Source organism: Alphaproteobacteria bacterium, from assembly GCA_040216735.1.
Taxonomy (GTDB): domain Bacteria; phylum Pseudomonadota; class Alphaproteobacteria; order SHVP01; family SHVP01; genus CALJDF01.
The window spans coordinates 498273-520409 of record JAVJOO010000005.1; the positions used below are offsets into that span (position 1 = coordinate 498273).

Annotated in this window: 20 protein-coding genes and 1 tRNA gene; 9 read left to right on the forward strand and 12 right to left on the reverse strand. The window is 62.4% G+C overall.

The window, feature by feature from the left end:
* Nucleotides 1-52 precede the first annotated feature (52 nt).
* From RID42_15735 to RID42_15745, 3 genes are all read right to left on the reverse strand, one after another.
* Complete coding sequence (locus RID42_15735) at nt 53-1780, reverse strand: ABC transporter substrate-binding protein (protein MEQ8249131.1); 1728 nt, start codon at nt 1778-1780, stop codon at nt 53-55.
* 146 nt (nt 1781-1926) lie between these two features.
* Complete coding sequence (locus tag RID42_15740) at nt 1927-2412, reverse strand: DUF3237 domain-containing protein (protein MEQ8249132.1); 486 nt, start codon at nt 2410-2412, stop codon at nt 1927-1929.
* 8 nt (nt 2413-2420) lie between these two features.
* Nucleotides 2421-2906: a DUF3237 domain-containing protein gene (locus tag RID42_15745; GenBank protein MEQ8249133.1), complete on the reverse strand. Its 486-nt coding sequence runs from the start codon at nt 2904-2906 to the stop codon at nt 2421-2423.
* 34 nt (nt 2907-2940) lie between these two features.
* Between RID42_15745 and RID42_15750 the strand changes: the two genes are divergently transcribed.
* Nucleotides 2941-4578 (forward strand): AMP-binding protein, encoded by a 1638-nt coding sequence (locus RID42_15750; protein ID MEQ8249134.1) that lies wholly within the window; start codon nt 2941-2943, stop codon nt 4576-4578.
* Here the strand turns inward: RID42_15750 and RID42_15755 are convergent.
* The gene (locus tag RID42_15755) at nt 4564-5436 is read right to left on the reverse strand and encodes a hypothetical protein (GenBank protein ID MEQ8249135.1); all 873 of its coding nucleotides are present in this window, start codon (nt 5434-5436) and stop codon (nt 4564-4566) included. The two genes, RID42_15750 and RID42_15755, sit on opposite strands and share 15 nt — an antisense overlap.
* Nucleotides 5437-5494: 58 nt before the next feature.
* On the opposite strand from RID42_15755, the gene RID42_15760 reads away from it, so the two are divergent.
* On the forward strand, nt 5495-6412 hold the full coding sequence (locus RID42_15760; GenBank protein MEQ8249136.1) for a ChaN family lipoprotein: 918 nt from the start codon (nt 5495-5497) through the stop codon (nt 6410-6412).
* On the opposite strand, the gene RID42_15765 is transcribed toward RID42_15760, so the two are convergent.
* Nucleotides 6409-6801, reverse strand: coding sequence for a DUF423 domain-containing protein (locus tag RID42_15765; protein ID MEQ8249137.1), 393 nt, complete (start codon nt 6799-6801; stop codon nt 6409-6411). The two genes, RID42_15760 and RID42_15765, sit on opposite strands and share 4 nt — an antisense overlap.
* A gap of 75 nt (nt 6802-6876) precedes the next feature.
* Between RID42_15765 and RID42_15770 the strand changes: the two genes are divergently transcribed.
* Together RID42_15770 and RID42_15775 are read left to right on the forward strand one after the other, a co-directional pair.
* Nucleotides 6877-7713 (forward strand): phytanoyl-CoA dioxygenase family protein, encoded by an 837-nt coding sequence (locus RID42_15770; protein ID MEQ8249138.1) that lies wholly within the window; start codon nt 6877-6879, stop codon nt 7711-7713.
* A gap of 133 nt (nt 7714-7846) precedes the next feature.
* A complete protein-coding gene (locus RID42_15775) occupies nt 7847-8332 on the forward strand; it encodes a YajQ family cyclic di-GMP-binding protein (GenBank protein ID MEQ8249139.1) in 486 nt (161 codons plus the stop codon).
* 6 nt (nt 8333-8338) lie between these two features.
* Here the strand turns inward: RID42_15775 and RID42_15780 are convergent, their stop codons facing one another.
* The gene (locus RID42_15780) at nt 8339-9178 is read right to left on the reverse strand and encodes an alpha/beta hydrolase (GenBank protein MEQ8249140.1); all 840 of its coding nucleotides are present in this window, start codon (nt 9176-9178) and stop codon (nt 8339-8341) included.
* Between the two features lie 189 nt (nt 9179-9367).
* Between RID42_15780 and RID42_15785 the strand changes: the two genes are divergently transcribed.
* Together RID42_15785 and RID42_15790 are read left to right on the forward strand one after the other, a co-directional pair.
* Entirely contained in the window at nt 9368-10963 is a 1596-nt protein-coding gene (locus RID42_15785) for an NAD(P)/FAD-dependent oxidoreductase (protein ID MEQ8249141.1), read from the forward strand.
* Nucleotides 10964-11107: 144 nt separating this feature from the next.
* Complete coding sequence (locus tag RID42_15790) at nt 11108-12928, forward strand: ABC-F family ATP-binding cassette domain-containing protein (GenBank protein ID MEQ8249142.1); 1821 nt, start codon at nt 11108-11110, stop codon at nt 12926-12928.
* Nucleotides 12929-12931: 3 nt separating this feature from the next.
* Here RID42_15790 and RID42_15795 read toward each other — a convergent pair whose 3' ends face one another.
* On the reverse strand, nt 12932-14173 hold the full coding sequence (locus RID42_15795; protein ID MEQ8249143.1) for a TIGR03862 family flavoprotein: 1242 nt from the start codon (nt 14171-14173) through the stop codon (nt 12932-12934).
* A gap of 80 nt (nt 14174-14253) precedes the next feature.
* Between RID42_15795 and RID42_15800 the strand changes: the two genes are divergently transcribed.
* A complete protein-coding gene (locus tag RID42_15800; protein MEQ8249144.1) occupies nt 14254-15303 on the forward strand; it encodes a YHS domain-containing (seleno)protein in 1050 nt (349 codons plus the stop codon).
* A gap of 124 nt (nt 15304-15427) precedes the next feature.
* Entirely contained in the window at nt 15428-16630 is a 1203-nt protein-coding gene (locus RID42_15805) for an RtcB family protein (protein MEQ8249145.1), read from the forward strand.
* 117 nt (nt 16631-16747) lie between these two features.
* Here RID42_15805 and RID42_15810 read toward each other — a convergent pair.
* Nucleotides 16748-16822, reverse strand: a tRNA-Glu gene (locus RID42_15810).
* A gap of 117 nt (nt 16823-16939) precedes the next feature.
* Nucleotides 16940-18187 carry a Xaa-Pro peptidase family protein gene (locus tag RID42_15815; GenBank protein MEQ8249146.1) on the reverse strand — a complete coding sequence of 416 codons (1248 nt, stop codon included), beginning with the start codon at nt 18185-18187 and terminating at the stop codon, nt 16940-16942.
* A gap of 196 nt (nt 18188-18383) precedes the next feature.
* Here RID42_15815 and RID42_15820 point away from each other — a divergent pair, with 196 nt between their 5' ends.
* Nucleotides 18384-18857, forward strand: coding sequence for a DUF3598 family protein (locus RID42_15820; GenBank protein MEQ8249147.1), 474 nt, complete (start codon nt 18384-18386; stop codon nt 18855-18857).
* 69 nt (nt 18858-18926) lie between these two features.
* Here RID42_15820 and RID42_15825 read toward each other — a convergent pair whose 3' ends face one another.
* The 3 genes from RID42_15825 to glpX are packed head-to-tail and all read right to left on the reverse strand — an operon-like array spanning nt 18927 to nt 22130.
* A complete protein-coding gene (locus tag RID42_15825) occupies nt 18927-19304 on the reverse strand; it encodes a hypothetical protein (GenBank protein ID MEQ8249148.1) in 378 nt (125 codons plus the stop codon).
* Nucleotides 19305-19356: 52 nt separating this feature from the next.
* Complete coding sequence (recJ, locus tag RID42_15830; protein ID MEQ8249149.1) at nt 19357-21138, reverse strand: single-stranded-DNA-specific exonuclease RecJ; 1782 nt, start codon at nt 21136-21138, stop codon at nt 19357-19359.
* Nucleotides 21139-21143: 5 nt separating this feature from the next.
* A complete protein-coding gene (glpX, locus tag RID42_15835; GenBank protein MEQ8249150.1) occupies nt 21144-22130 on the reverse strand; it encodes a class II fructose-bisphosphatase in 987 nt (328 codons plus the stop codon).
* Between the last annotated feature and the right edge of the window lie 7 nt (nt 22131-22137).

Sequence of the window (22137 nt, forward strand, 5' to 3'; positions counted from 1 at the left end):
GAAAAGGGGCGCAACGCCGTGACAGCCTTGCGCCCCTCGTCAAGTTGGTCTGCTACCTACTCAGGTCGAAGAAGCGCGGTTGAGCCTCGGGTTGAATACTGAGACCCTTGAGGCCTTCACGCCATGCATACTCGTGCTTGTATTCCAAGACCGGCACAAGCGCGAGCTCGTCCATGATGGTGTCCTGGATTTCCTTCAGCATCGCGTCGCGCTTGGCCTTGTCGGGCTCGGCTTTGGACGCGAAGGCCAGCTCGTCAACGCGGGGGTTGCTGTAATTCCCCCAGTTATTGAGCCCGCCCTTGGACACTGAAACGTATTGCAGCATCACGGAATACGCCGCGTCGATCCCGAACGGACGGCTGGTGTCGTTCAACGCCATGCCGAGATCCTTCTTCACGAATTGCCGGTCCGAGTACTGTTGGAGCGGCAACGGATCGAGCAATACGGGAAAGCCGACGGCCTTGAGCGAGCTTTGGATGATCGTCGCGACCGGGCCGATGATGGACTCGCGCTCGGCGACGAAGGCGAGCTTAAATTCCTCGGCAAATTTTTCGAGGCCTTCGCCGTTCGGGTAACCCGCCTCGGCGAGCAGTTGCTTGGCTTTTTCGGGGTTGTAGTCGTAGCTCACCGACGGCTTGTGGTAACCCGGGTACTCCGGCGGCACTAAGCCTTCCCATTTGCGCGCGGCGCCGAAATAGACCTTTTCAATGAGTTGGTTGTAAGGGATGGCATGGGCGACGGCCTTACGGACCTTGACGTTGTCGAACGGTGGCCGCCCCCAATTCAACGACATCATGATCGTCGAATTGAGGTACCCGCCGCCGACTTTGATCCCTTTGACCTTCTTGAGGCTGTCGAACTCCCGGGGGGCCAAGGAATCGACGAAGTCGGCTTGGCCGGACCGCAAGATCGTCAGGCGGTTGGAGCTTTCCGGAATCTTCTTCCAGACGACTCGGTTGTAGTGGGGCTTGCCGCGGTAATAGTCCTGGTTGGCCTCGAGGATGATGGTGTCCTCTTTTTTCCACTCCCCAACGCACCAAGGACCGAAACCCGGACCATTGGTGGTATTGGTATAGTTGTGGCTCCAAGGGTCTTCCGGCGTGGCGTTCGCCTCCATGGTTTCCTTGTCGTAAATGTGGAGCGCGAAGATCGCTAAGACCGGCAGAAATAGACCGTTGGCCTGATCCTGCCGAATCTTCACCGTGTATTGATCGACCTTGGTGACCTCATCTCCCAGCACGCGGGGATCGGGACTCGGCACCGGCTTGCCTTCTTCGATCGCCTTGTTCGCAGCAGCACGGGCGGCAAACAACGAAGGGGCGAACGTATCGATCGAGCCGACGTTCGCGAGGAAGTAGCCGACCGCTGCCGTACCGCTGATCGATTTGGCACGGGCCAGGGTGTAAAGGACATCGTCGGCATCGAAGGTGGCGCCGTTGCACCCCTTCACGCCACGGCGCAAGTTCAGCGTCCAAGTCAGGGTCGGAACGTCGAAGCTCCAGGATTCAGCGAGCCTGCCTTCGAAGGTGTGCGTGTCAAGTGCGGCGAAACCGTCGGCATTGACCTCACCCAGTTTGAAGTAGACCAGCGGTTCGAGGACCTGAACCATTCCGCTATAGGAAGGCGGAAAGGTCCCGCCCGGTCCGTCGACGTTCAGGCTATTCGGCACGTTGTACGAAAGATACAAAAGGTCTTCGGCTTGGGCGACAGTCGTCGCCCCTAATCCGACCAGCCCCATCCCTGCGGCGGCCAGTACGTTGCGTACGCGTCTCCTCAGCATTACATCCTCCCAATTGGCTCATGCCCATAGGTCGGCACGATCTCTCCCTCAGACCACGCCGTCCCTCGGCCAATTCTGTGGTCGCGGCCTTGCCCGAGTCAAATGGTCGATGATCGGGCGACCGATTTGGGCCGATAGACCCGCGCCTAGAGGACCTGAAACAGTTCGTACCGGACGCCAAACGCACCGCCGTCGAGAATTCGAACAGCGCCGCGCCCGATGGCGATCGTGCTGTTCAACCAGGCATAGTCGTTATCCATGGCAGTTTCGAAGAAGACGGCGCTCCGCATGTAATAGCGATCGCCCGGCACCGCTTCGCGCCGTCCCAGTTTCTTTAGTACGTCCTTCGGACCCGACACGATGCCTTGATAGGCGATCTGGATGAGCACTCCGTCGTCCGCCTCAAGGACCAGCCGCACATCGGGCCGCGCGGAATCGTCGCGCAGAACCAACAGGTGATCCGTCGCGGTGACCACGCGACCGCGCAACTTTGGACCTTCGAAAGTCCCCCTTTCGATCCGGTCGATTCGCCGCCACCCCCGAGGGGTCTTGCCGATTTCGAGACCGGGCTTGGCCTCCATGTCGAGAGTCATCAAATATTCCGTTCGCAGCGGCGCTTGTTGATCGTCCATGGTTCCTCCTAGTGCACGAGATAAACGTTGTAGTGATCGCCGAAAGCGCCACCGGGGAACACCAACAAGCGCCCCGTTGCGACGGCCAATGCTGTGTTTAGCCAGTCGTAACGCGAGTCGGCGGTTTCGAATGCGACGGCGGTTCGCAGATAATAGTCGCGCGGGTCGACCACCTCGCGCCGGCCAATCCGTTTCATGACCTCGCGCGGCCCGGCGACGATACCGTCGTAGGTCATTTGAATGAGCGCCTCATCTTCGGTCCGTAATACCATCCGCACATCGAGCCGTGCCGAATCGTCACGCATCACCAGAACGGGATCGGTCCCGGTTACGATCTCGCCGGTGAGGCGCGGCCCGGCGAATCGACCTCGCAGGATGCGATCCACCCGGCGCCAGCCCCCAGGCGTCTTGCCGATCTCCAGACCGGGCATTGCTTCGATCACAAAGTGCGTCAAGAACGACGTTTCCAACGGCGCAACATCCGGGTGCGTCATGACGGTTCCTCCCCTTGGGTGCTAGCATCTTGGCATGACACAGGATCGTTATCACGACGTCTACGCCGCCCATCGCTGGCAGGTTCCAACGCGTTACAACATCGGCTTCGACATCTGCGACCGAATTGCCGCTAGCCATGCTCATGCGACCGCGATGGTCTGGGAGGATTTCGAGGGCCACGACCACACAATCACCTACGGCTGGCTGCGGGAGCGCAGCAATCGTTTGGCCAACGGATTGATGGCTTTAGGTTTGCAGCGGGGCGACCGCGTGGCCGTACTGCTCGGACAGCGTCCCGAGACGGCCGTGGCCCATATTGCGATCCTCAAAGCAGGCTTTGTTACGGTCCCGCTGTTCACCGCCTTCGCCGAAGCTGCCCTGGCCCAACGCATCGCCCATGCCGGCGTTCGCGTTTTGATCACCGATGCCGAGCAACTTCCAAAAGCGGTCGGCCTGTTGGAGCGCGGGTTGGACCTTCGGGCGATCCTGTGCGTCGGCGCCGAAGAAAGCGGGATCGAATCGTTCGACACCTTCGTGGACGCCGGGGCACCCGGCTTTCACGCGGTCGATACCGACGCCGAGGACGACGCTCTCGTCATCTATACCTCCGGCACGACGGGACCACCGAAGGGCGCGCGTCACGCCCACCGGATGCTGATCGGGCACGACCCCGGCCTTCGGTTCGTTCACTACGGCCTACGCGAGGGTTCGAATGATCGCCACTGGTCGCCGCAGGATTGGGCGTGGGTCGCCGGGTTGGTCAATATCCTGTTTGCCTCCCTGCGCCACCGCATCCCAATCATTGCCGCCGCGCGGCGGTTCGATCCCGAGTGGGCGTGGCGCCTATTGGAACATCACCGACCGACGCGGGCGTTCATTCCACCGACGGCGTTATTGCAAATGCGCCAGATCAACCCCGATCGCGCGCGCGACTTGCCGCTGCTATCCGTCGGCACCGGCGGTGAAGCGGTCTCGCCAGGGCTCATCGCCTGGGGCCGTGAGGTTCTCGGCGCCGACCTGAACGAAGCCTTCGGCCAGACCGAATGCAACATGATCGTCGGCAACAGCGCCCAGGTGATGCCGGTACGCCTCGGCTCGATGGGGCGCGCGATGCCGGGCCACGACGTGTCGCTGGTCGACGAATCCGGGCAGGAGGTATCGGACACCGGGATCGTCGCGGTTCGGCGCGGCGACCCCGTGATGTTTCTGGAATATTGGAACGATCCCGCGGCGACCCGTGCGAAATTCGCGGGCGAATGGCTCCTGACCGGTGATATCGCGCGGCGCGACGCGGATGGATATTTCTACTATGTCGGGCGCAACGACGACGTCATCAATACCGCCGGCTACCGGGTCGGACCGAGCGAGATCGAAGATGCGCTCCTCGCCCATCCGGCCGTCGCCGGTGCCGGTGTCGTCGGCATCACCGATGCGGAGCGCGGTCAAGCGATCAAAGCCTTTATCGAACTGCGCCCCGGCGAGGTGGAGTCGGAGGCGCTAGCCCGTGCGTTACAGGACCATGTGCGTACACGCTTGGCGCGGCATCTGTATCCACGCGCCATCGCCTTTATCGACGAAATTCCGCGCACGGTGACCGGTAAAGTTCGGCGCGAAGCCTTGCGGTCGCGTGACAGTAAGCCGCCCGATCCGAGCGACCTAGCCGCTTCTTGAAGGTGCCACCGTAGAGGGGGGCGAGACGTCCGACATGCTCTCACGGTGGGCGCAGCGGGCGCACCCCATCGTCTCGCGCACCGCGATCAGACCGCCGTCGGCGCCGCGCTCCCATTGCGCCGCGACCCTTCCCCAGCCCGGCGATCCACATGCGGGGCAAGTTGTCGCCAGCCGCCGCGCCAATCGGACGGCGAGTGCGGCAATGGTCCGCATGCGCGTCGGGTTGAGGTGTGCACGCATGTCGGTTTCGACGTGGGCAAGACCGTCGGCGGACAATGCCGCGCATCGTTCGACTGCTTGCGCCAATGCGGCGTTGTCCTCGAGGCCCTTGTAGAGCTGCTGCTCGGGCACCTCCTCAAGCACCAAGCGGACGCGGTCGTCATGGTCGATGCGAATGCGATCGTTGGGAACCGCAATGAGGGCATGGGCGGGAAAGCCGACGCGCTTCAGGAAATCGCCTAGGTCACCCGGCGTGCGCGCTTTGGCATTGGCAAAGTTCGTATCCAGGGTAAACAGGTCTTCGACGACAACGAGACCCTCCTCGTCGTCGACGAAGGCCATCAGCTCGTGGCACCCGACGGCAAAGGACAATTCGGCATGCGGACGAAAGCTGCCTTCGCTGGCAATGCCCAAGCCCAAGCCCGCTTCCGCCATACCAAAGCGGGCCTTGTCCACCACGACGGCGCTTGGCGTGCCTTTACGCTCCACCTCACCGGAGAACGTGCCCAACAGATCGGTGTCGAGGCCCGGCGGGACGACGACCGACAGGCCGAGGACATCGCGCATCGGACCGGCAATGGCTTTTTCTTTATGGTGTTTAGTGGCGAGGACCGCTTGGCGGTTCCGATACAGTGTCACGTGATATGGCTGAAATGGTCGCGGGGCGGCGATCTTACCGCACTCAAGGGTTGACTCAATGATTAGATTTACCCGTCAAGGAATTCGTAGAAGCACCGTTTTGCTCGCCGCTATCGGCCTTAGCACCTCGATCGCTGTGACGTCGTCAACGGCAGCGCCCGCGACCGTACTGCTTGACCATCCCCTCGTGGGCGAGATTTGGTCCAGCCATACAAATCAACTAACGACCGTCGACGATATCGTTGCCGCCGCGGAGGTCGCGGATGCCGTTATCCTCGGCGAAAAACACGACAACGCCGAACACCACCAGCTCCAGGCGGCCCTGTTGGCGCGACTTAGCACGGACGGTCGTAAGGCAGCGGTTGTCTGGGAAATGATCCCGCCTGCAAAAGATTCGATCCTGGCGCGGGCCACAGCGATTGGCGGCGACGGGCTTGGCGCCGCGTTGGATTGGGCCGAGGCGGGTTGGCCGCCGTGGCCCGAATACCAGCCGATTGCCGACATCGCCATTGCCCGCGGCCTGACGATGCGGGGCGCCGCGCTGACCCGCGCCCAAGTAGGTACCCTCCTCGGCGGCGATACCGATTTGCTCCGGGACACCAAAGCATTGCCGGCGGCGTACCAAGCCGCTTTGCTGGAGCAGTTGGAAGCCTCGCACTGCGGCGCCGTCCCCCGTACCGCGCTTGGCGGCATGGCCGACGTCCAAGTTGCCCGCGATGCCGCCATTGCCAAGGCGATGGGCGAAGTTTTCGACGCCGGAGGTTTTCCGGTGGCAATCACCGGCGGTGGCCACGCCCGGCGGGACCGCGGCGTACCTTGGCAGCTTTCCCGCCGGACGGTCCTAGTTGTCGCCTTCGTCGAGGTTGTCCGCGGTGAGACAGACCCCGCGCGCTACGTCGATCCGGGGGTCTTCGATTTTGTATGGTTCACGCCACGCGTGGATGAGAAGGATCCGTGCGACCGCTTCCGGCGCTAATCTGCAGGCGACCGGCGTAGCGTCACGGCACCCGCGGCCGCGAGCGCAAGCCACCCCAGAATCATCAGGGCACCCCCGATTGGGGTCAGCCAAGGGAGCGGCGATGAGCCGGCGAAGGCGTGAAAGTAGAGCAATCCGCTAAACAGACCGCTGCCGATCAAGAAAGCGGCCGCCGCCGTATGGACTAAGCCCCGCGCCGCGCCGTTCAACCGGCCGCCCGCGAAACCGATCGCTAGGAGGGCCAGGGCATGGACGGCATGGTTGTCCGACGCGGTATCGAACAGACGACCCAGCGATGGGTCGGCGATCACGCCATGGCTGCCGGCGGCGCCGATCACCACGAACGCAGCGCCGTCGACCGCGGCAATGAGAATCCAAATGGGCAACATAGAGGCGACGCTCGGCGACCTGCGGTCCCGAGTCAAGCACGCCACTGTGGTATAATGACCCGAGGGAGAGTTGCGATGATCCACCCCAAGACCCGTCCGACGGCAGCGGATCGAGACACCTTCGAACGCGATGGTGCGGTCTGTCTACGCGGCGTTTACGCGCCCGACGTTATCGCCGCGTTGTTGGCGACGTGGGATGCGGTTGCCGCCGACCCCTATGCCAGTGGACTTGTTCCCCCCGGCGAGGAACACCGGGAGGTCGGTGACCGTGCCAACATTATCAGCCGCCCTTCGCACGGCGTCGCCGCCTTTCGCGATTTCATTCGCACCTCGCCGGTCCCGGCCTTACTGGGTGACCTATTGGGCGCACGCGAAGTCGGTTTCTACTGGGATACCGTTTTCGCCAAGGATCCAGGGAGTCCGTGGCCGACCACTTGGCACACGGACGCCGGGGCGACGGCGATCCTCGGCAATCAGCTTCTAAACGTGTGGACGCCGCTTACGCCGGTGACTCGTGAGAACAGCCTGGAGATCCTTGCAGGCAGCCACAAAACCGATGTTCTGTATTGGCCGCGCTCGCCGAACGGTGCGCGGTTATCGCGCCCGGCCGATCGCCCCTGGTGCCCGGACTTCGAGGCCGAGCGAGGAAATCCGGCGGCGCGCTTCATTGCCTGGGATATGGAACCGGGGGATGTCGTGGTCATGCATCTGAAGACGGCGCACTACAATCGCGGCAATCCCACTGCCCAGCGCCGGGTTGCCTATGCTACCTGGTGGTACGGCGACGACGTCGTGTGGGATCCGCGCCCGGAGTGCGAGGCGGGCCACCCCGAAGCGCCCTTCGCGGCAATGCCCCGCGGCGAACGACCCAACCACCCGCTGTTTCCAATCCTGTGGCGCGCAGCGGACTGAGCATTGCCTCCAGCACTAGGACCGAGATCCCTCCGGGACATTGGTTTTTTCGCGGGCTAGACTGCGCTCCGCCGATTGAATAGCTAGCGTTTCACGTTGGCAAACAGCGAAGCGCACGAACCAGGAGTGAACGATGCCATCGATGGATGTCGTCTCAAAAACGGACTTGGCCGAGGTCGACAATGCGGTCCAGGGCGCGGTGCGCGAGATCGGCACACGGTTCGACTTCAAGGGCAGCAAGTGCACGATCGAACGCACCGAGGGGACCCTTCTTGTCACCGCCGACGACGACCTCAAACTCAAACAGGTCAACGAACTGATCCGCGGCTACCTATCGCGCCGGAAAATCGACGGCGGCGCGTTCGATTTCGGCAAGCCGGAGAAGGCGTCGGGCAATACGATTCGTCAAACGATCACGATCAAGCAGGGAATCGACCGCGAGGTTGCCCAGAAGATCATCAAAGCCGCCAAGGGATCGAAGCTAAAGGTCCAGGTTGCCATCCAGGGCGACGAACTGCGGGTGTCGGGTAAAAAACGCGACGACCTCCAGGCAACGATTGCGCTGATCAAAGACCTCAAGATCGAACTGCCCTTGCAGTTCGTCAATTTCCGCGACTAACCGGGGTCAACTCAACAGGAATTCCGTGCACACCTGCGCGGTTTTACGCAAGCCCTCGACCGTCTTGGGATCACCGCCCACCGCGTGTTTTGCGCCGGGGATGAGTTTCGCGGCTTCTTCGAGGTAGGGCCGAAGCATGTCGGTTTCCGCCGCCGTCACCAGCACCGGCAATTTAAGTTGCGCGACCCGCGGCCGCTTGTCGTAGCCGAGGGCCGCCCGGTAATTATGATGGTAGGTGCGCGAGCATTTGAGCAGTTCGACAACGTCGTCATGCAAAGTATCGGGATCGGGTAGTCCCAAGCCGCGAACGCCCTGGATAGTACGGTTCCACCACGGCCAGAAAATCTTGCCGTCGCGCACGAGATGCCAGGTGCGCAGGAGCTGGGTTCCCTCCATGTCCGGCTTGATCTCGGGGGCCTGATTTGCGAGCAGGTCGGCTTGATCCTTGCTCGAATACAAGCCCATACCGTCGATGATCAATTTATTGACGGTCTTGGGCTGCGCCAGTGCCGCTTCAATCCCGAGGTTACCGCCGGTGTGAAAACCGTAGACGTAGTATTCCTTGAGGCCTAAGGCCGCCATCCCGCGCAGCATGCCATCCGCCAGATAGGGAATGGTGACGGGCAGTTTGGTTTGCGGAGACGAATCGCCGTTCCCAAGCGTATCTGGGGCGATGACCCGGAAGGAATGCCCAAACTCCTTCATGAGGGGAACGATCGACAACGCGCTGAGCGGCGAGCCATGCAACATCACCAGAGGCGGTGCATCTTCTGGACCGCACGTCCGGTAGTGAATTTGCCCTTCGTCGACTTCGACGAATCCTCTATTGACCTTTTCGACCGTCATCTTGTGTGCCTCCCCATCATCTCGCCGAACCGACGCACCGCGCCACCGGTACAAATCGGTCGCGATAAGATCATAGAAATCGGGATAAGAAAATCCTGCGGCCCGGAGCGACAGGGTATTTCGGCTTCTACTCCCAAGATCGACCCCTTAGACTTCGCGCGCCACTCATCTCCGACGGGGTACCTCGCCATGAACGCTGCGAATCTCGATGTCGTTATTGTCGGCGCCGGATTTTCCGGGATCTACATGCTGCACAAATGCCGCACGCTCGGCCTGTCGGCGCGGGTTATCGAGGCAGGATCGAACGCTGGCGGAACCTGGTACTGGAATCGCTATCCGGGCGCCCGCTGCGACGTCGAGAGCATGACCTACTCCTACTCTTTCGATGAGGACTTGCAGCAAACATGGCGGTGGCCGGAACGCTATGCCACCCAGCCCGAGATTCTCCGCTACATCGATCACGTCGTTGACAGGCTCGATCTTAGATCGGACATCCAGATCAACACCAAGGTAACCGGCGCGTCGTTCGACGAAACCACCGATCGGTGGACAGTCGTCACCGATGGGCAGGATCGCCTGAGTGCCAAATACTGCATTATGGCGACGGGTTGTCTGTCCACCCCGAACCTGCCGCAGTTCGACGGCTTGGAAAGCTACAAAGGCGATTGGTATCACACCGGGTACTGGCCCAAGGGCGGTGTGGATTTTTCAGGCAAGCGGGTTGGCATCATCGGCACGGGCTCCTCGGCGATCCAGTCGATCCCGGTCATTGCCGCGCAGGCCGATCACCTCACGGTCTTCCAACGCACACCGAATTTCAGCATCCCGGCATGGAACGGCCCGATCGGCGAAGAGAAAGAGAAAGCCTGGAAGAAGGCCTATCCCGATCTGCGCGCCCGGGCGCGGGTGTCACCCGTGGGCGCGACCTTCGATGCGCCGGATATATCGGCCCTCGATTTTTCGCCGGAGGAGCGCGATGCCATCTTTGAGAAGCGATGGAACGAAGGATCCTTCAACTTTCTCGCGGCGTTTAGCGACCTGTTGACCAGTAAAGAGGCTAATGCCTACGCCGTTGACTTCGTGCACCGCAAGATTAAGCAGCGGGTCAAGGACCCCACCGTTGCCGAGTTGCTGTGCCCAAAGGATCACCCGCTGGGCACGAAACGGCTTTGCGTCGATACCGACTATTACGAAACCTACAACCGCGACAACGTCACGTTGGTAGACGTCAAAACGACGCCGATCGCTGAGATCGTCCCGACGGGGATCAAGGTCGGTAATACCGTTTACGAACTCGACGCCATCGTGTTCGCGACCGGCTTCGACGCGATGACCGGCGCGCTCCAGAACATCGATATCCGAGGACGCGGCGGTTTGTCCTTTCGCGAGAAATGGGCCGACGGTCCAAGCAGCTACCTTGGCATCGCCGTCGCCGGTTTCCCTAACCTGTTCACGGTAACCGGACCCGGGAGCCCATCGGTCCTGAGCAACATGATGGTCTCAATCGAGCAGCACATCGAGTGGATCGCCGACTGCATTGGCCAGTTGGAAAAGGACAACCGCCGCACGATCGAACCGAAGCAAGATGCCGAAGACAAATGGATGGCCCATGTCAACGAACTTGCCGGCGAAATGCTTTATCAGGATTCGAACACCTGGTATCTCGGCGCGAACATTCCCGGCAAACCCCGCGTCTTCCTGCCCTACGTCGGTGGCGTTGGCCATTACCGAACCGTCTGCGACGACGTCGCGGCGCGCGGATATGAAGGATTCTCCGTGGCATAGGAGCGCTTGACGCGCGGGATTTGGCTGCTTCTTGGGCGCCCCGCCGGTGGCGCCTAGAAATGACCGGGTGCGCTATTCCCAGCGCCGCCTGAAAAGCGTACTCATCGCGCGCACCATCCCTTCTTTATTAGAATTTGACCTCGCTTGGCAGCCCCCCTTCTCACGCTTCAGGATATTCACGTCACGTTCGGTGGTACACCGCTCCTGACGGACACCGACCTGATGGTGCATCCGGGCGACCGTCTCGGCCTCGTCGGGCGCAACGGCTCGGGCAAGTCGACGCTGATGAAGATCGCGGGCGATTTGGTCGAACCCGATCAAGGCGAGCGGATCGTTCAACACGGCGCGACTATCCGCTATCTGGCGCAAGAACCGCAATTCGCGAACTACGCCAACACGCTTGACGTCGTACTCGCAGGCCTTGGCGCACACGGCGACCCGCACCGGGCGCGCCACCTTTTGGAGCGTTTGTCCCTCACCGGCGCCGAAAACCCAACGACCTTGTCAGGCGGCGAATTGCGGCGCTGCGCCCTGGCGCAGGCACTGGCGCCCGAACCGGACATTCTCTTGTTGGACGAACCCACCAACCATCTAGACTTGCCGGCAATCGAATGGTTGGAAAGCGAACTTGCGAGTGTACGCTCGGCCTTGATCGTCATCAGCCACGATCGCCGATTCTTGAGCAATTTGACCCGCGCGACGCTGTGGTTGGACCGAGGAAAGGTGCGCCGCTACGAGAAAGGGTTCGCTACCTTCGAGGCGTGGCGTGACCGGATCCTCGAAGAGGAAGACCTCGCGCGGCATAAATTGGACCGCAAGATCGTCACCGAAGAGCACTGGGTTCGGTACGGCGTCTCGGCGCGGCGCAAACGCAACCAAAAGAGATTGCGCGACCTCGCGAGCTTGCGGCAAACCCGACGGGAGCAACGCGGGCCCACCGGCAATGTCGCGATGACGCAGTTGGCCGCAGATCCCTCGGGCAAGATGGTCGCCGAAACGCTCTCCGTTTCCAAAAGCTTCGGCGACCGCCCGATCGTGACCGATCTATCCTTGCAGGTTCAGCGCGGCGACCGCCTCGCGATCATCGGGCCCAACGGCGCTGGCAAGACGACATTGCTCAACCTGTTGACGGGTGCGATCAAACCCGACGCCGGGAAGATCAAGCTCGGCGCCAACATCAAACTAGTCACGCTCGATCAACGCCGTGATACGCTCGATCCCACGACCTCACTGCGCGATTCATTGACCGGCGGCGGCAGCGACGTAGTTGAAACTGGCGCCGGCAACAAACATGTCATCGGCTACATGAAGGACTTCCTGTTCTCCCCGGAACAGGCCGGGACACCCGTCGGTGTCTTGTCCGGCGGCGAGCGAGGACGATTGATGCTGGCGATCGGGCTCGCCACGCCCTCGAATGTGCTGGTCCTCGACGAACCGACTAACGACCTCGATCTAGAAACGTTGGACCTGTTGCAAGAACTGCTGGCCGACTACACCGGCACGGTCTTTTTGGTAAGCCACGACCGCGACTTCATCGACCGCGTCGCGACCTCCGTCCTCGCCTTCGAACGCGACGGAGTGTGGACTGAGTATGCCGGCGGGTACAGCGACATGGTGGCGCAACGCGGTCACGGGGTTTCGGCGCTCTCAAACGAAACGGAAAGGCCACGCCAGGCCAAATCGGTGCGCAAGTTCGAAGACGGCAGCCCGGCACCGACGCGGCGACGGCTAGGTTTCAAGGAACAGCACGCCCTCAAGACGCTGCCCGGCCAGATGAAGGACCTTGAAAAGGAACTTACCGCGCTCGACAAGGTCCTTTCGGATCCTGCGTTGTATGGCCGCGACCCTAAGCTATTCGATACGTCTGTCTCACGCCGCGAGGCCGCACAGGCAGAACTCGATGCCGCCGAACAGGCGTGGCTCGAACTTGAGATCCTGCGCGAGGAGATCGAGAACGCGGGTTAGCCGTTAACCCTTCGCAGCCTGCGTCGTCTCGGCCCACGTCGCGGCGGCGTCGCCCGCTGCGCGCCCCGTGGCGAAACAAGCTGTCAGTAGATAGCCGCCGGTGCGGACCTCCCAGTCGAGCATTTCGCCCGCGCAGAACACGCCGGGCATCGCCTTGAGCATGAAGCCGTTGGTGACGGCGTCGCGCGTCACGCCGCCGGCGCTGCTGATCGCCTCGGCAAGCGGCCGCACCGCCGTCAGGTTCAGCGGGAGGTGCTTAATCGTTTTGGCCAAGCGTTTGGGATCGCTGAAAGCTACCGGGTCGAGCGCGTCGCGAAGCAGCGCCGCCTTTACCCCCCCCAGGCCAACCGACTGACGCAAATGGTTGGCAACGGTTCGCTTGGCGCGCGGGCGTTCCAACCGGGCCTTCAGGTACTCTTCGGTCCGGTCGGAACTAAGATCGAGGAACACGCACGCCGCGCCTTCTTGATCGACCGCATCGCGGATTTGCGGCGAAAGAACGTAAACCGGGCCAGCCTCGATGCCGGTCGATGTAACCATGATGTCGCCGTGGGCGCGACCGTCCCGGAACGACAGCGTGACACCCTTGATCGGACTCCCGGCAAACCGTTCCCGGAAATGGTCTCGCCAGGCGATGTCGAAACCCACATTCGAAGGGCGGAGGGGCAAAACTTCGACCCCGCGCCCCGCGAGTACCGACGCCCACCGTCCGTCGCCACCGAGGCGCGGCCAACTGCCGCCGCCGAGGGCGAGGACAGTGAGTTCGGCCTTGCGCGCGATCATGCCGGTCGGAGTCTCGAACTTGAGCGCGCCGTCGTCGTCCCAGCCCTGCCAGCGATGACGAGTGTGGAGCGTTGCGCCCGCCGCGCCCAGGCGGCGCAACCAGGCACGCAGCAGCGGGGCGGCCTTGAAGCCGGTCGGAAAGACCCGACCCGACGACCCCACGAAGGTCTCGATCCCCAGATCCGCTACCCAGGCTCGGAGTGCTTCCGGCGGGAATGCTAAGAGCGCTGGGTCGAGCCACGGTTGGGCTCCGCCAAACCGTGTACGAAACAGCTCGAACGGTTCGCCATGGGTGATGTTTAGGCCGCTTTTCCCGGCAAACAGCAATTTGCGCCCTGGGGATTGCATAGCTTCGTAAATGTCGACCGGAATCCCGCGACCGGCCAGAACCTCCGCAGCCATCAGCCCCGCGGGCCCCGCGCCGATCACCGCCGCGGAACCAGTTGATTCATTTTTATGCAATTTTCTCTCGATTTTATGGTAAATAGTTGAGAACTAGTCGCAAAGAATGGGCGAAGTGGCCTGTACAAAGCGAGGGACCGATGCTTCGAGGTACGATTCTTTCCATCCTAGCGCTCGCCGGGCTGTGCGTCGCGATCGCGGCACCATTAGGGGCCGCAGACCGCCAGGGGGCCGACGCCCCACTCGCCGTCGGTGGCTTCGACACGACGGTCTACTTCGATCGCGGCGCGGCTATCCGTGGCAGGGCAACGAATACGGTCGAGTATGAAGGCGAGACCTACTGGTTCAGCACCGAATCGAACAAGAAAGCCTTTGTGGCGGCGCCGTTCCGGTATTTGCCCCAGTACGACGGATACGACGCCTATGGGGTGTTTCTGGGCGAAGTTGTCGCGGCCAACCCACGGCTGTGGTCGGTTGAAAACGGACGATTATATCTGTTCAGCACTGCCGACCGGCGCGACGCGTGGCTTCGAAGCCAGGACAGCCACCGCCGCAAAGCCGACCGGAACTGGCCCGGCATCGAAATCGGTTTGGCCCGCGCCAAAGAGCACCGCGACGAAGAAGCTGGCAGGGCGGCAGCGGCAGCAAATCAAAACTGCGCGCAAGTTTTTCGCGATCATTATTCGGTGCCGAACCGGCACGATTTGATCGTCAACGCATGCAAGGCCTCAGCCGATGCCGGCAACGCCAACGATGCCGTCTACCTCGCCCGGGTTTTCGCCGAGGCCTACTCTCCGCACCACAACTACGCCAAAGCGGCACGGCTTCTCAAATTTGCCGCCGATGAAGGCAACGAGGAAGCGCGCTGGCGCCTTGGCGACCTCTACGCGGATGGGCACGGCGTTCCGAAGAATCTGGAATTGGCGTACAAAATGTACAAAAGCGCCGCGGAACACGGCATCCCCGATGCAATGCTCCGGGTGGCGCGAAGCTACCAAGATGGAAGAGGCACCGAGCAGGATATCGTCAAGGCATGGGCGTGGTTCAACATCGCCTCGAACCACAGCGACCGGGCCGCCCACGAGCGCGACCGTCTTGAGCCCAAGATGACAGCAGAGGAACTCGATCGCGCCCAGATCACGACGATCGCGCTTCTCGGGCGGCTCCAGTTTACCCGCGACCGTAGTTAGCCCCCGCGGCCGCGGGACGGCCGTCCACTGACAGCGCGTTCCTAAACGACGCCCAGTCGACGGACGACCGAGCGTACCCGGGCGGTGCAGCGGCTGTTCTCCGGCCAATTACCAGAGGAGGAAAATGGGCTACGAGTGGCACGATGCGCGAATCAAGGCTTGGACGGTCGGTGTCCCGGTCGAGGATCAGGCCTTACAGCAGTTGCGGAACGTCGCCTCGCTGCCGTTTATCCACAACTATGTCGCGGCGATGCCGGATGTGCATTGGGGCATGGGCGCAACCGTCGGATCGGTGATTCCAACCAAGGGAGCGATCATCCCGGCCGCCGTCGGTATCGACATCGGGTGCGGCATGATGGCCGTGCAAACCTCCCTCACGAGTCTCGATCTGCCCGATAACCTGGCAAAGACGCGCGCCGACATCGAGGCGGCGATCCCCCACGGACGTACCGACAACGGCGGTGCAAACGATCGGGGCGCCTGGAGCGACGTTCCCGACTCGGTTGCCAGCCGCTGGCGGGCGCTCGCAGAGCGCTACACGGCGATCACCGAGAAGCACCCGAAAGCGCTGGCGTCGAACAACGCCCGCCATCTTGGAACGCTTGGCACCGGGAACCATTTCATCGAAGTTTGTCTGGATGAAGGCGACCGTGTTTGGGTCATGCTGCATTCCGGTTCGCGCGGGTGCGGCGCCAGGATCGGAAACTACTTCATCGATCGCGCGAAAAAGGAAATGGAGCGCTGGTTTATCCAATTGCTCGACAACGATCTTGCGTACCTCGTCGAAGGTTCCGACCTGTTCGAGGACTATGTGGAGGCCGTCCAGTGGGCGCAGGACTTTGCCGTGGAAAATCGCACGGCGATGATGGAATCCGCGCTCGGTGCAGTTCGTACGACGCTGGGCGACTTCGCACTGACCGACCGGGCGGTGAACTGCCACCACAACTATGTCACTAAGGAAAACCATATGGGAGCCAATGTGTGGCTAACCCGCAAGGGCGCCGTTCGCGCCCGCGCGGGCGACCTGGGGATCATCCCAGGCAGCATGGGCGCGAAATCCTTCATCGTGCGTGGAAAGGGCAACGCCGAGGCGTTTCATTCCTGCGCGCACGGTGCAGGCCGAACGATGAGCCGAAACGCCGCCAAGAAAGCGTTCACCCTAGAAGACCATGCCAGGGCAACCGAGGGCGTGGAGTGCCGTCAAGATGCGGGCGTGATCGATGAAACGCCTGGGGCATACAAGGACATCGACGCCGTGATGGCAGCACAAACCGACCTCATCGACGTGGTTCACACGCTCAAGCAGATCGTCTGTGTGAAGGGATAGCGCCGGCCCTTAAGCCCTCGGAGGGCGCGACCGGCACCGACCCGAAGGGTCGTTGCCGGTCCCCGCACGACATCGAAACACCGCTTGCACGGGGCCGATCTGTCGACCAAGTAGCGCTGGTGACCCCAACGGGAATCGAACCCGTGTCTCAACCTTGAAAGGGTCGTGTCCTAACCGCTAGACGATGGGGTCGCAGCGCGGCCCCTCCTTAACGGTTGGACCGCCGGGAATCAAGGGAGATGGCGGCTTATAGAGCCCAAATGACCGTCGTTTCGGCATCCCGACGGTTTTCCTCTCTTCGCGGCCCGCCTATTCCGGGATCACCACCAAATCGGTCTTCATCGAGGTCAGCGGTTCGCAGCCGTCCTTGGTCACCCGAATCACGTCTTCCAGATGCATCCCGCCGAATCCAAGCTCGTGATAGGGCAGATCGACGTTGATGATCATGTTTTCCTCGAATACGAGATCGCCGCGCGAACCCGGCATGTCGAGGCCAAAGGGGATCGGATGATCGGTATGTTCGAGACCGACCGAATGGGGTGTCGCGACGAGAAAACCGGGAAAGCCCTCGCGCTCGATCGCCGCCAAGACCTTTTCCGTCATGGCCCGCCCCGTCACACCGGGCTTGATGGTATCGAAAGCAGTCTGCCAACCGACCGACATGGCCTTGTTGCGCTTGACGATCTCGGCGCTGGGCTTGCCGACCACGGCGGTGCGGCCGATATCGCCGTGGTAGTGCCGATACTCGCCCAAGGCGTCGAGCATCACCGGTTCTCCGGCCGTGACTTTGTCGTGCGGCAAGCCGCCGCTACCTGTCGTGATGTAAACGCCGCGGCCGCCTTGGCGCGCAACCTCGATGTTGTAGGCAAGCTCAATCTCGGGAAACGTCACGCCGACGCCGAGCGCGGCGATTGCGGCATTCACCCCCTCCTCGTTGATCCGCGCGGCTTCGCGCATGATGGTTATTTCATCCGGTGATTTGACCATCCGGATCTCGCGAAAAATATTCGTCGCCTCGACGCCCTTGAGACGGTCGAGCCCGAGCGCATTCATCCAGGTGATAGGACGCGGGTCGTCGGTGCCGACGGTCCCCTTCTCGAGGCCGGCATCGCGGAGCGCTTGGCGCAGCGCGTAGGTCGGCGTGGCCCGATTCTTCTCGGCGAGTTCGTTGCGCATTGCCTCCCACGCGCGCTCCTTGGGCGGCAAGCTTCCGGCGTTGCGGACCGGCCAGCGATAGCCCGGACCGGCGTCCGGTTCCTCCGTCGCGGTGTCGTAGTCGCGTGAATTGGCATGGACCGGGTGGGTATAAGTGACGACATTGGGCACCCAGGTCGGCATTTCGGTGAGGCGGGCAGCCTCGGTCGCCGTCAAAACGAGGGCCGCCGGCGCGTTCTCGTCGCGCGGCAGTACCGCATAGTTGAAGAAGCTGCGGCGCATCCGCATCAACGCGCCCCAAAAATCCGTCAGGTAATAGACGTTGATCTGGGTCGCCGCCAACAGGCCGTCCAACCCATGCTTGTCCATTACTTCGTAGGCGCGCGCTTTGTTCAGCAGCATGTCATTCTCCCGTGTATCGACACCCTTGGTTGCCCCATTCTAACCCATAGATGGGTGTCGAACGGGACCGGCAATCAGGCCATTGAAGGTCGTGTTGACCCAGCCCCTGGCTTTCGTGGGATGCAGCAGGCGCCGTCTGGTGCACACCGGGCGGTACGCCTAGCCTAACCTTAGATGCATTCAGCAGGAGTTTCGCATGACCGGATTTCGCCAAGGCATGCCCCTTGTGGCCTCGAACGAAGGGGTATGGGGCGGCACCTACAGTTTCGTTTCGCCGGCGGGAGCGCTCATCGACCGCTACGACTTTAGCATTGTCCTCACCATGGGCGATGACAATGCCTGCGCTTACCGCCAAGAAAGTTCCTATCGGTGGCCGGATGGCCGTACCGAGGATAGGGTCTTCGAGGCGCGTTACGACGCGGACGCCAACCGATTGGTGTGGGACGACGGCCGCATCGCCGGACGCCTGTGGGAGATCGACGACACGACGTTCTATTTGCGTTTCGGATTCGCCCAAACGCCCGGCATGGCGTGCTTCGAGATGGTGCAGATGTTCGATGGTGGGGCGAAACGGGGCCGTACATGGCTGTGGTACCGCGACGGCGTTCTTTTTCAGTCTGTCTTGATCGACGAGCGGCGCATCGCCTGGCCCGATGGAACGTCGGCCTGAAGCGGCCGATTGCACCGCAAGCCGTTCGGCAGAAGGGCGGCTCAGCAACTTTGTTCAGGCGCCCAGGCTCTAAAAGTAGGCGACCTGTTCGGGAGGGGGTGTCAGGCGCGGCTCCGGCAGGTTGACGATGCGCATCATCATCATTGTGTGGCCCAAACCGATTTCGTTGCAGAATACCCGATAGGCCATCGCCTTTTCAGGCTCGGTCGAGAGAAACGTGACCGGAACATAGCCCCCCGGAAATTTCGGATATCCCCACGCATCGAACATTGCATAGGCGATATGATTCTCGCGCAGCCAGGACTCGATCTTTCGGAGCAGCGTGACTCCATCATAAAATTCGTTCGACCACGGGTGCGGGCCGAACGAAATATGCACGATGAACTGGAGCCATTCTGTTTTCTGCATCAACACCCCGCCGGTCTGTCGCGCCGCGTCGCGCAACACTGAATGATTACACAATTTCCCGTCAAAATCACCCTGCGCCGCCGCGCACGGCCTAGGCTAACGCTGCATCCTCGATGGTGAACTGGACCTCTTCGCGACCGCCCCATGTGTCGGCGCGCAGATGACCGGCGAGATGGTAGCGCCCGTCGCGCGCGCTCAGCAACGTGAGGCCGAGCGGTTGGTCGTGGCAGCGAAACGCGATGGCCTTGACGCGCCGACCGATCTCGCCGGCTAGGAGACAGCGCACGTGCTTGCCGCCAACCAGTTGCGGCTTGACGATGCGCGCCCGCATCAGGACGAACCGCGGCTCTCGGTTGCCCGCGCCGTAGGGTCCGGCTTGGTCCAGCAGTTCGACCAACTCTGGGGTCGCCCCCTCGACGGCCAATGCCCCGTCGATATTCATCACCGGCTGGGATACCCGCCCATCGACGGCCGCGGCGGCCCGTCCGCATAGGAAGTCGCGTAGCGCACCGATCCGGTCCGTCGGAACCGTCAGTCCGGCTGCCATCGGATGACCACCGCCGTTTGTCAGCAGTCCCCCCTGGCGTGCCGCGATCACCGCCGCACCGATGTCGAAGCCCGGCACCGAACGGGCCGAACCCTTCGCCGACGCACCGTTTGAGCCGATGACCAGTGCCGGGCGGTCGAAACGATCTTTGAGGCGACTGGCGACGATGCCGATCACGCCGGGATGCCACCCCTCCCCGTCTACAACAATGATCGGGTCGGCGGCACGAAGCGTCTCGGCTTGGGTCAACGCATCGATGGTAAGCGCATCCTCAATCGCTCGGCGTTCCTGGTTGTGTCGGTCCAGTTGTTCGGCAATCAGGCGCGCTTCCATAGGGTCGTTCGTCGAGAGCAGCCGCGCGCCAAGATCCGATTCGCCAACCCGGCCGCCGGCGTTGACACGGGGCCCGAGGACAAATCCCAGATGATAGGCGTCGATCCGTTCGCGAATGCCGGCGACAGCGGCTAGCGCGGCCATACCGGGATTGCGAAGTTGGCGGACGACCTTGACGCCCTGGGCGACGAGCGAGCGGTTGAACCCCCGAATCGGGACGACGTCGCAGACCGTCCCCAGCGCGACCAAATCGAGCAGACCCAGCAACGACGGCTCCTTGCGCGGTCCGTTGAACCACCCGGCATCGCGCAAGGCGCGGTTGAGAGCAACCACCAGAAGGAACGCGACCCCCACCGCCGCCAAATGACCCAGGCCCGGGCTCTGATCGAGGCGGTTGGGATTGACGACGGCGATTGCTGCCGGCAGTTGCGGCTCCGCCGCATGGTGATCCACGACCACGACTTCCAACCCCGCCGCGGCGCCGGCCGCAAGGGCTTCATGGGCGACAATCCCGCAATCGACAGTCACGACGATCTTCGAACCTTGGGCTGCGATCCGCTCAAGCGCGGCAGCATTGGGCCCGTAGCCTTCGCGTAGACGATCGGGTACGTAGATCTCGAGGTGCCCCCCCGCCATGTCAAAGAACCGCTTCAGGACAGCCGCGGACGTCGCGCCGTCGACGTCGTAGTCGCCGAACACCGTGACGCGCTCGCCGCCTGTGATTGCCGCTGCAAGGCGCCGTGCCGCCAGGTCCATGTCCTTGAGAACCGACGGATCGGGCATATCCTCGCGCATGGTCGGGTTAAGGTAGCCTTCGCACGTGTCGAGGGTGACACCGCGCGCGGCGAGAACCCTTCCAAGTATCTCCGGCAACCCGAGAGTTTCGGAAATGGCCAACGCCTGGCGCGGATCGTGCGGCCGCGAACGCCACCGCCGATCGGTCAGGGACTTGGCAACATCCAGAAACGCCGGTTCAAGGGGCGCTTCGACCACGCGAGTTAGCGCTGGATCGTGCCCTTGAGCGCACGGTCGACATCGTGTTTAGCGCGAATCCACCGCACGGTGCCGGTCCGCGCCCGCATCACAATCGATTCGGTGGTGACGTAGCCGGGGTAGCGTTTGACCCCTTGCAACATGGAGCCGTCGGTAACGCCGGTCGCCGCAAACAACACATCGCCATGGGCGAGGTCGGCGAGCGCATATTTGCGCTGTAAGTCCTCGATCCCGGCCTTGTGCGCCCGCGCGCGCTCATCGTCGTTGCGAAATACGAGGCGGCATTCCATTTGTCCGCCGATGCAAGTCAGCGCGGCGGCCGCCAATACGCCCTCGGGCGCGCCGCCGGTCCCCATGTAGATGTCTATCCCGGTACCCTGTTCGGCAGTCGCGATAACGCCGGCGACATCGCCGTCCGGTATCAGTTTAATCCGGGCGCCGGTCCCACGGATGTCCTCGATGATTTTGGCGTGGCGCGGACGATCGAGAACGCAGGCCATCAACTCCGACGTCGGGACACCCTTAGCGTCGGCCAACGCATGCATGTTTTCCGCGGTGCTGCGGTCGAGGTCGATCACCCCCGGCGGCAGGCCGCCGCCGACCGCGATCTTTTCCATGTAAACGTCGGGCGCATGCAGAAAGCCGCCCGATTCCGCCATCGCGATAACCGCCAGGGCATTGGCCCCGCCGGTCGCCGTCAACGTCGTCCCTTCGAGGGGGTCCAGCGCGATGTCGATCTTCGCGCCAGCGCCGGTGCCGACCTTCTCGCCGATATAGAGCATCGGCGCTTCGTCGCGCTCGCCTTCGCCGATGACGACTTTCCCGTCAAAGGCCAAATCGTTGAGCATGGTCCGCATCGCATCGACCGCCGCTTGGTCCGCGGCCTTTTCGTCGCCCAGACCGATAAGCCGCGATGCAGCAATGGCAGCCGCTTCGGTTGTCCGAACCGCCCCCAAAACCAAACTGCGATCTAGGCTCACCTGCTCACTCATCCGCCGT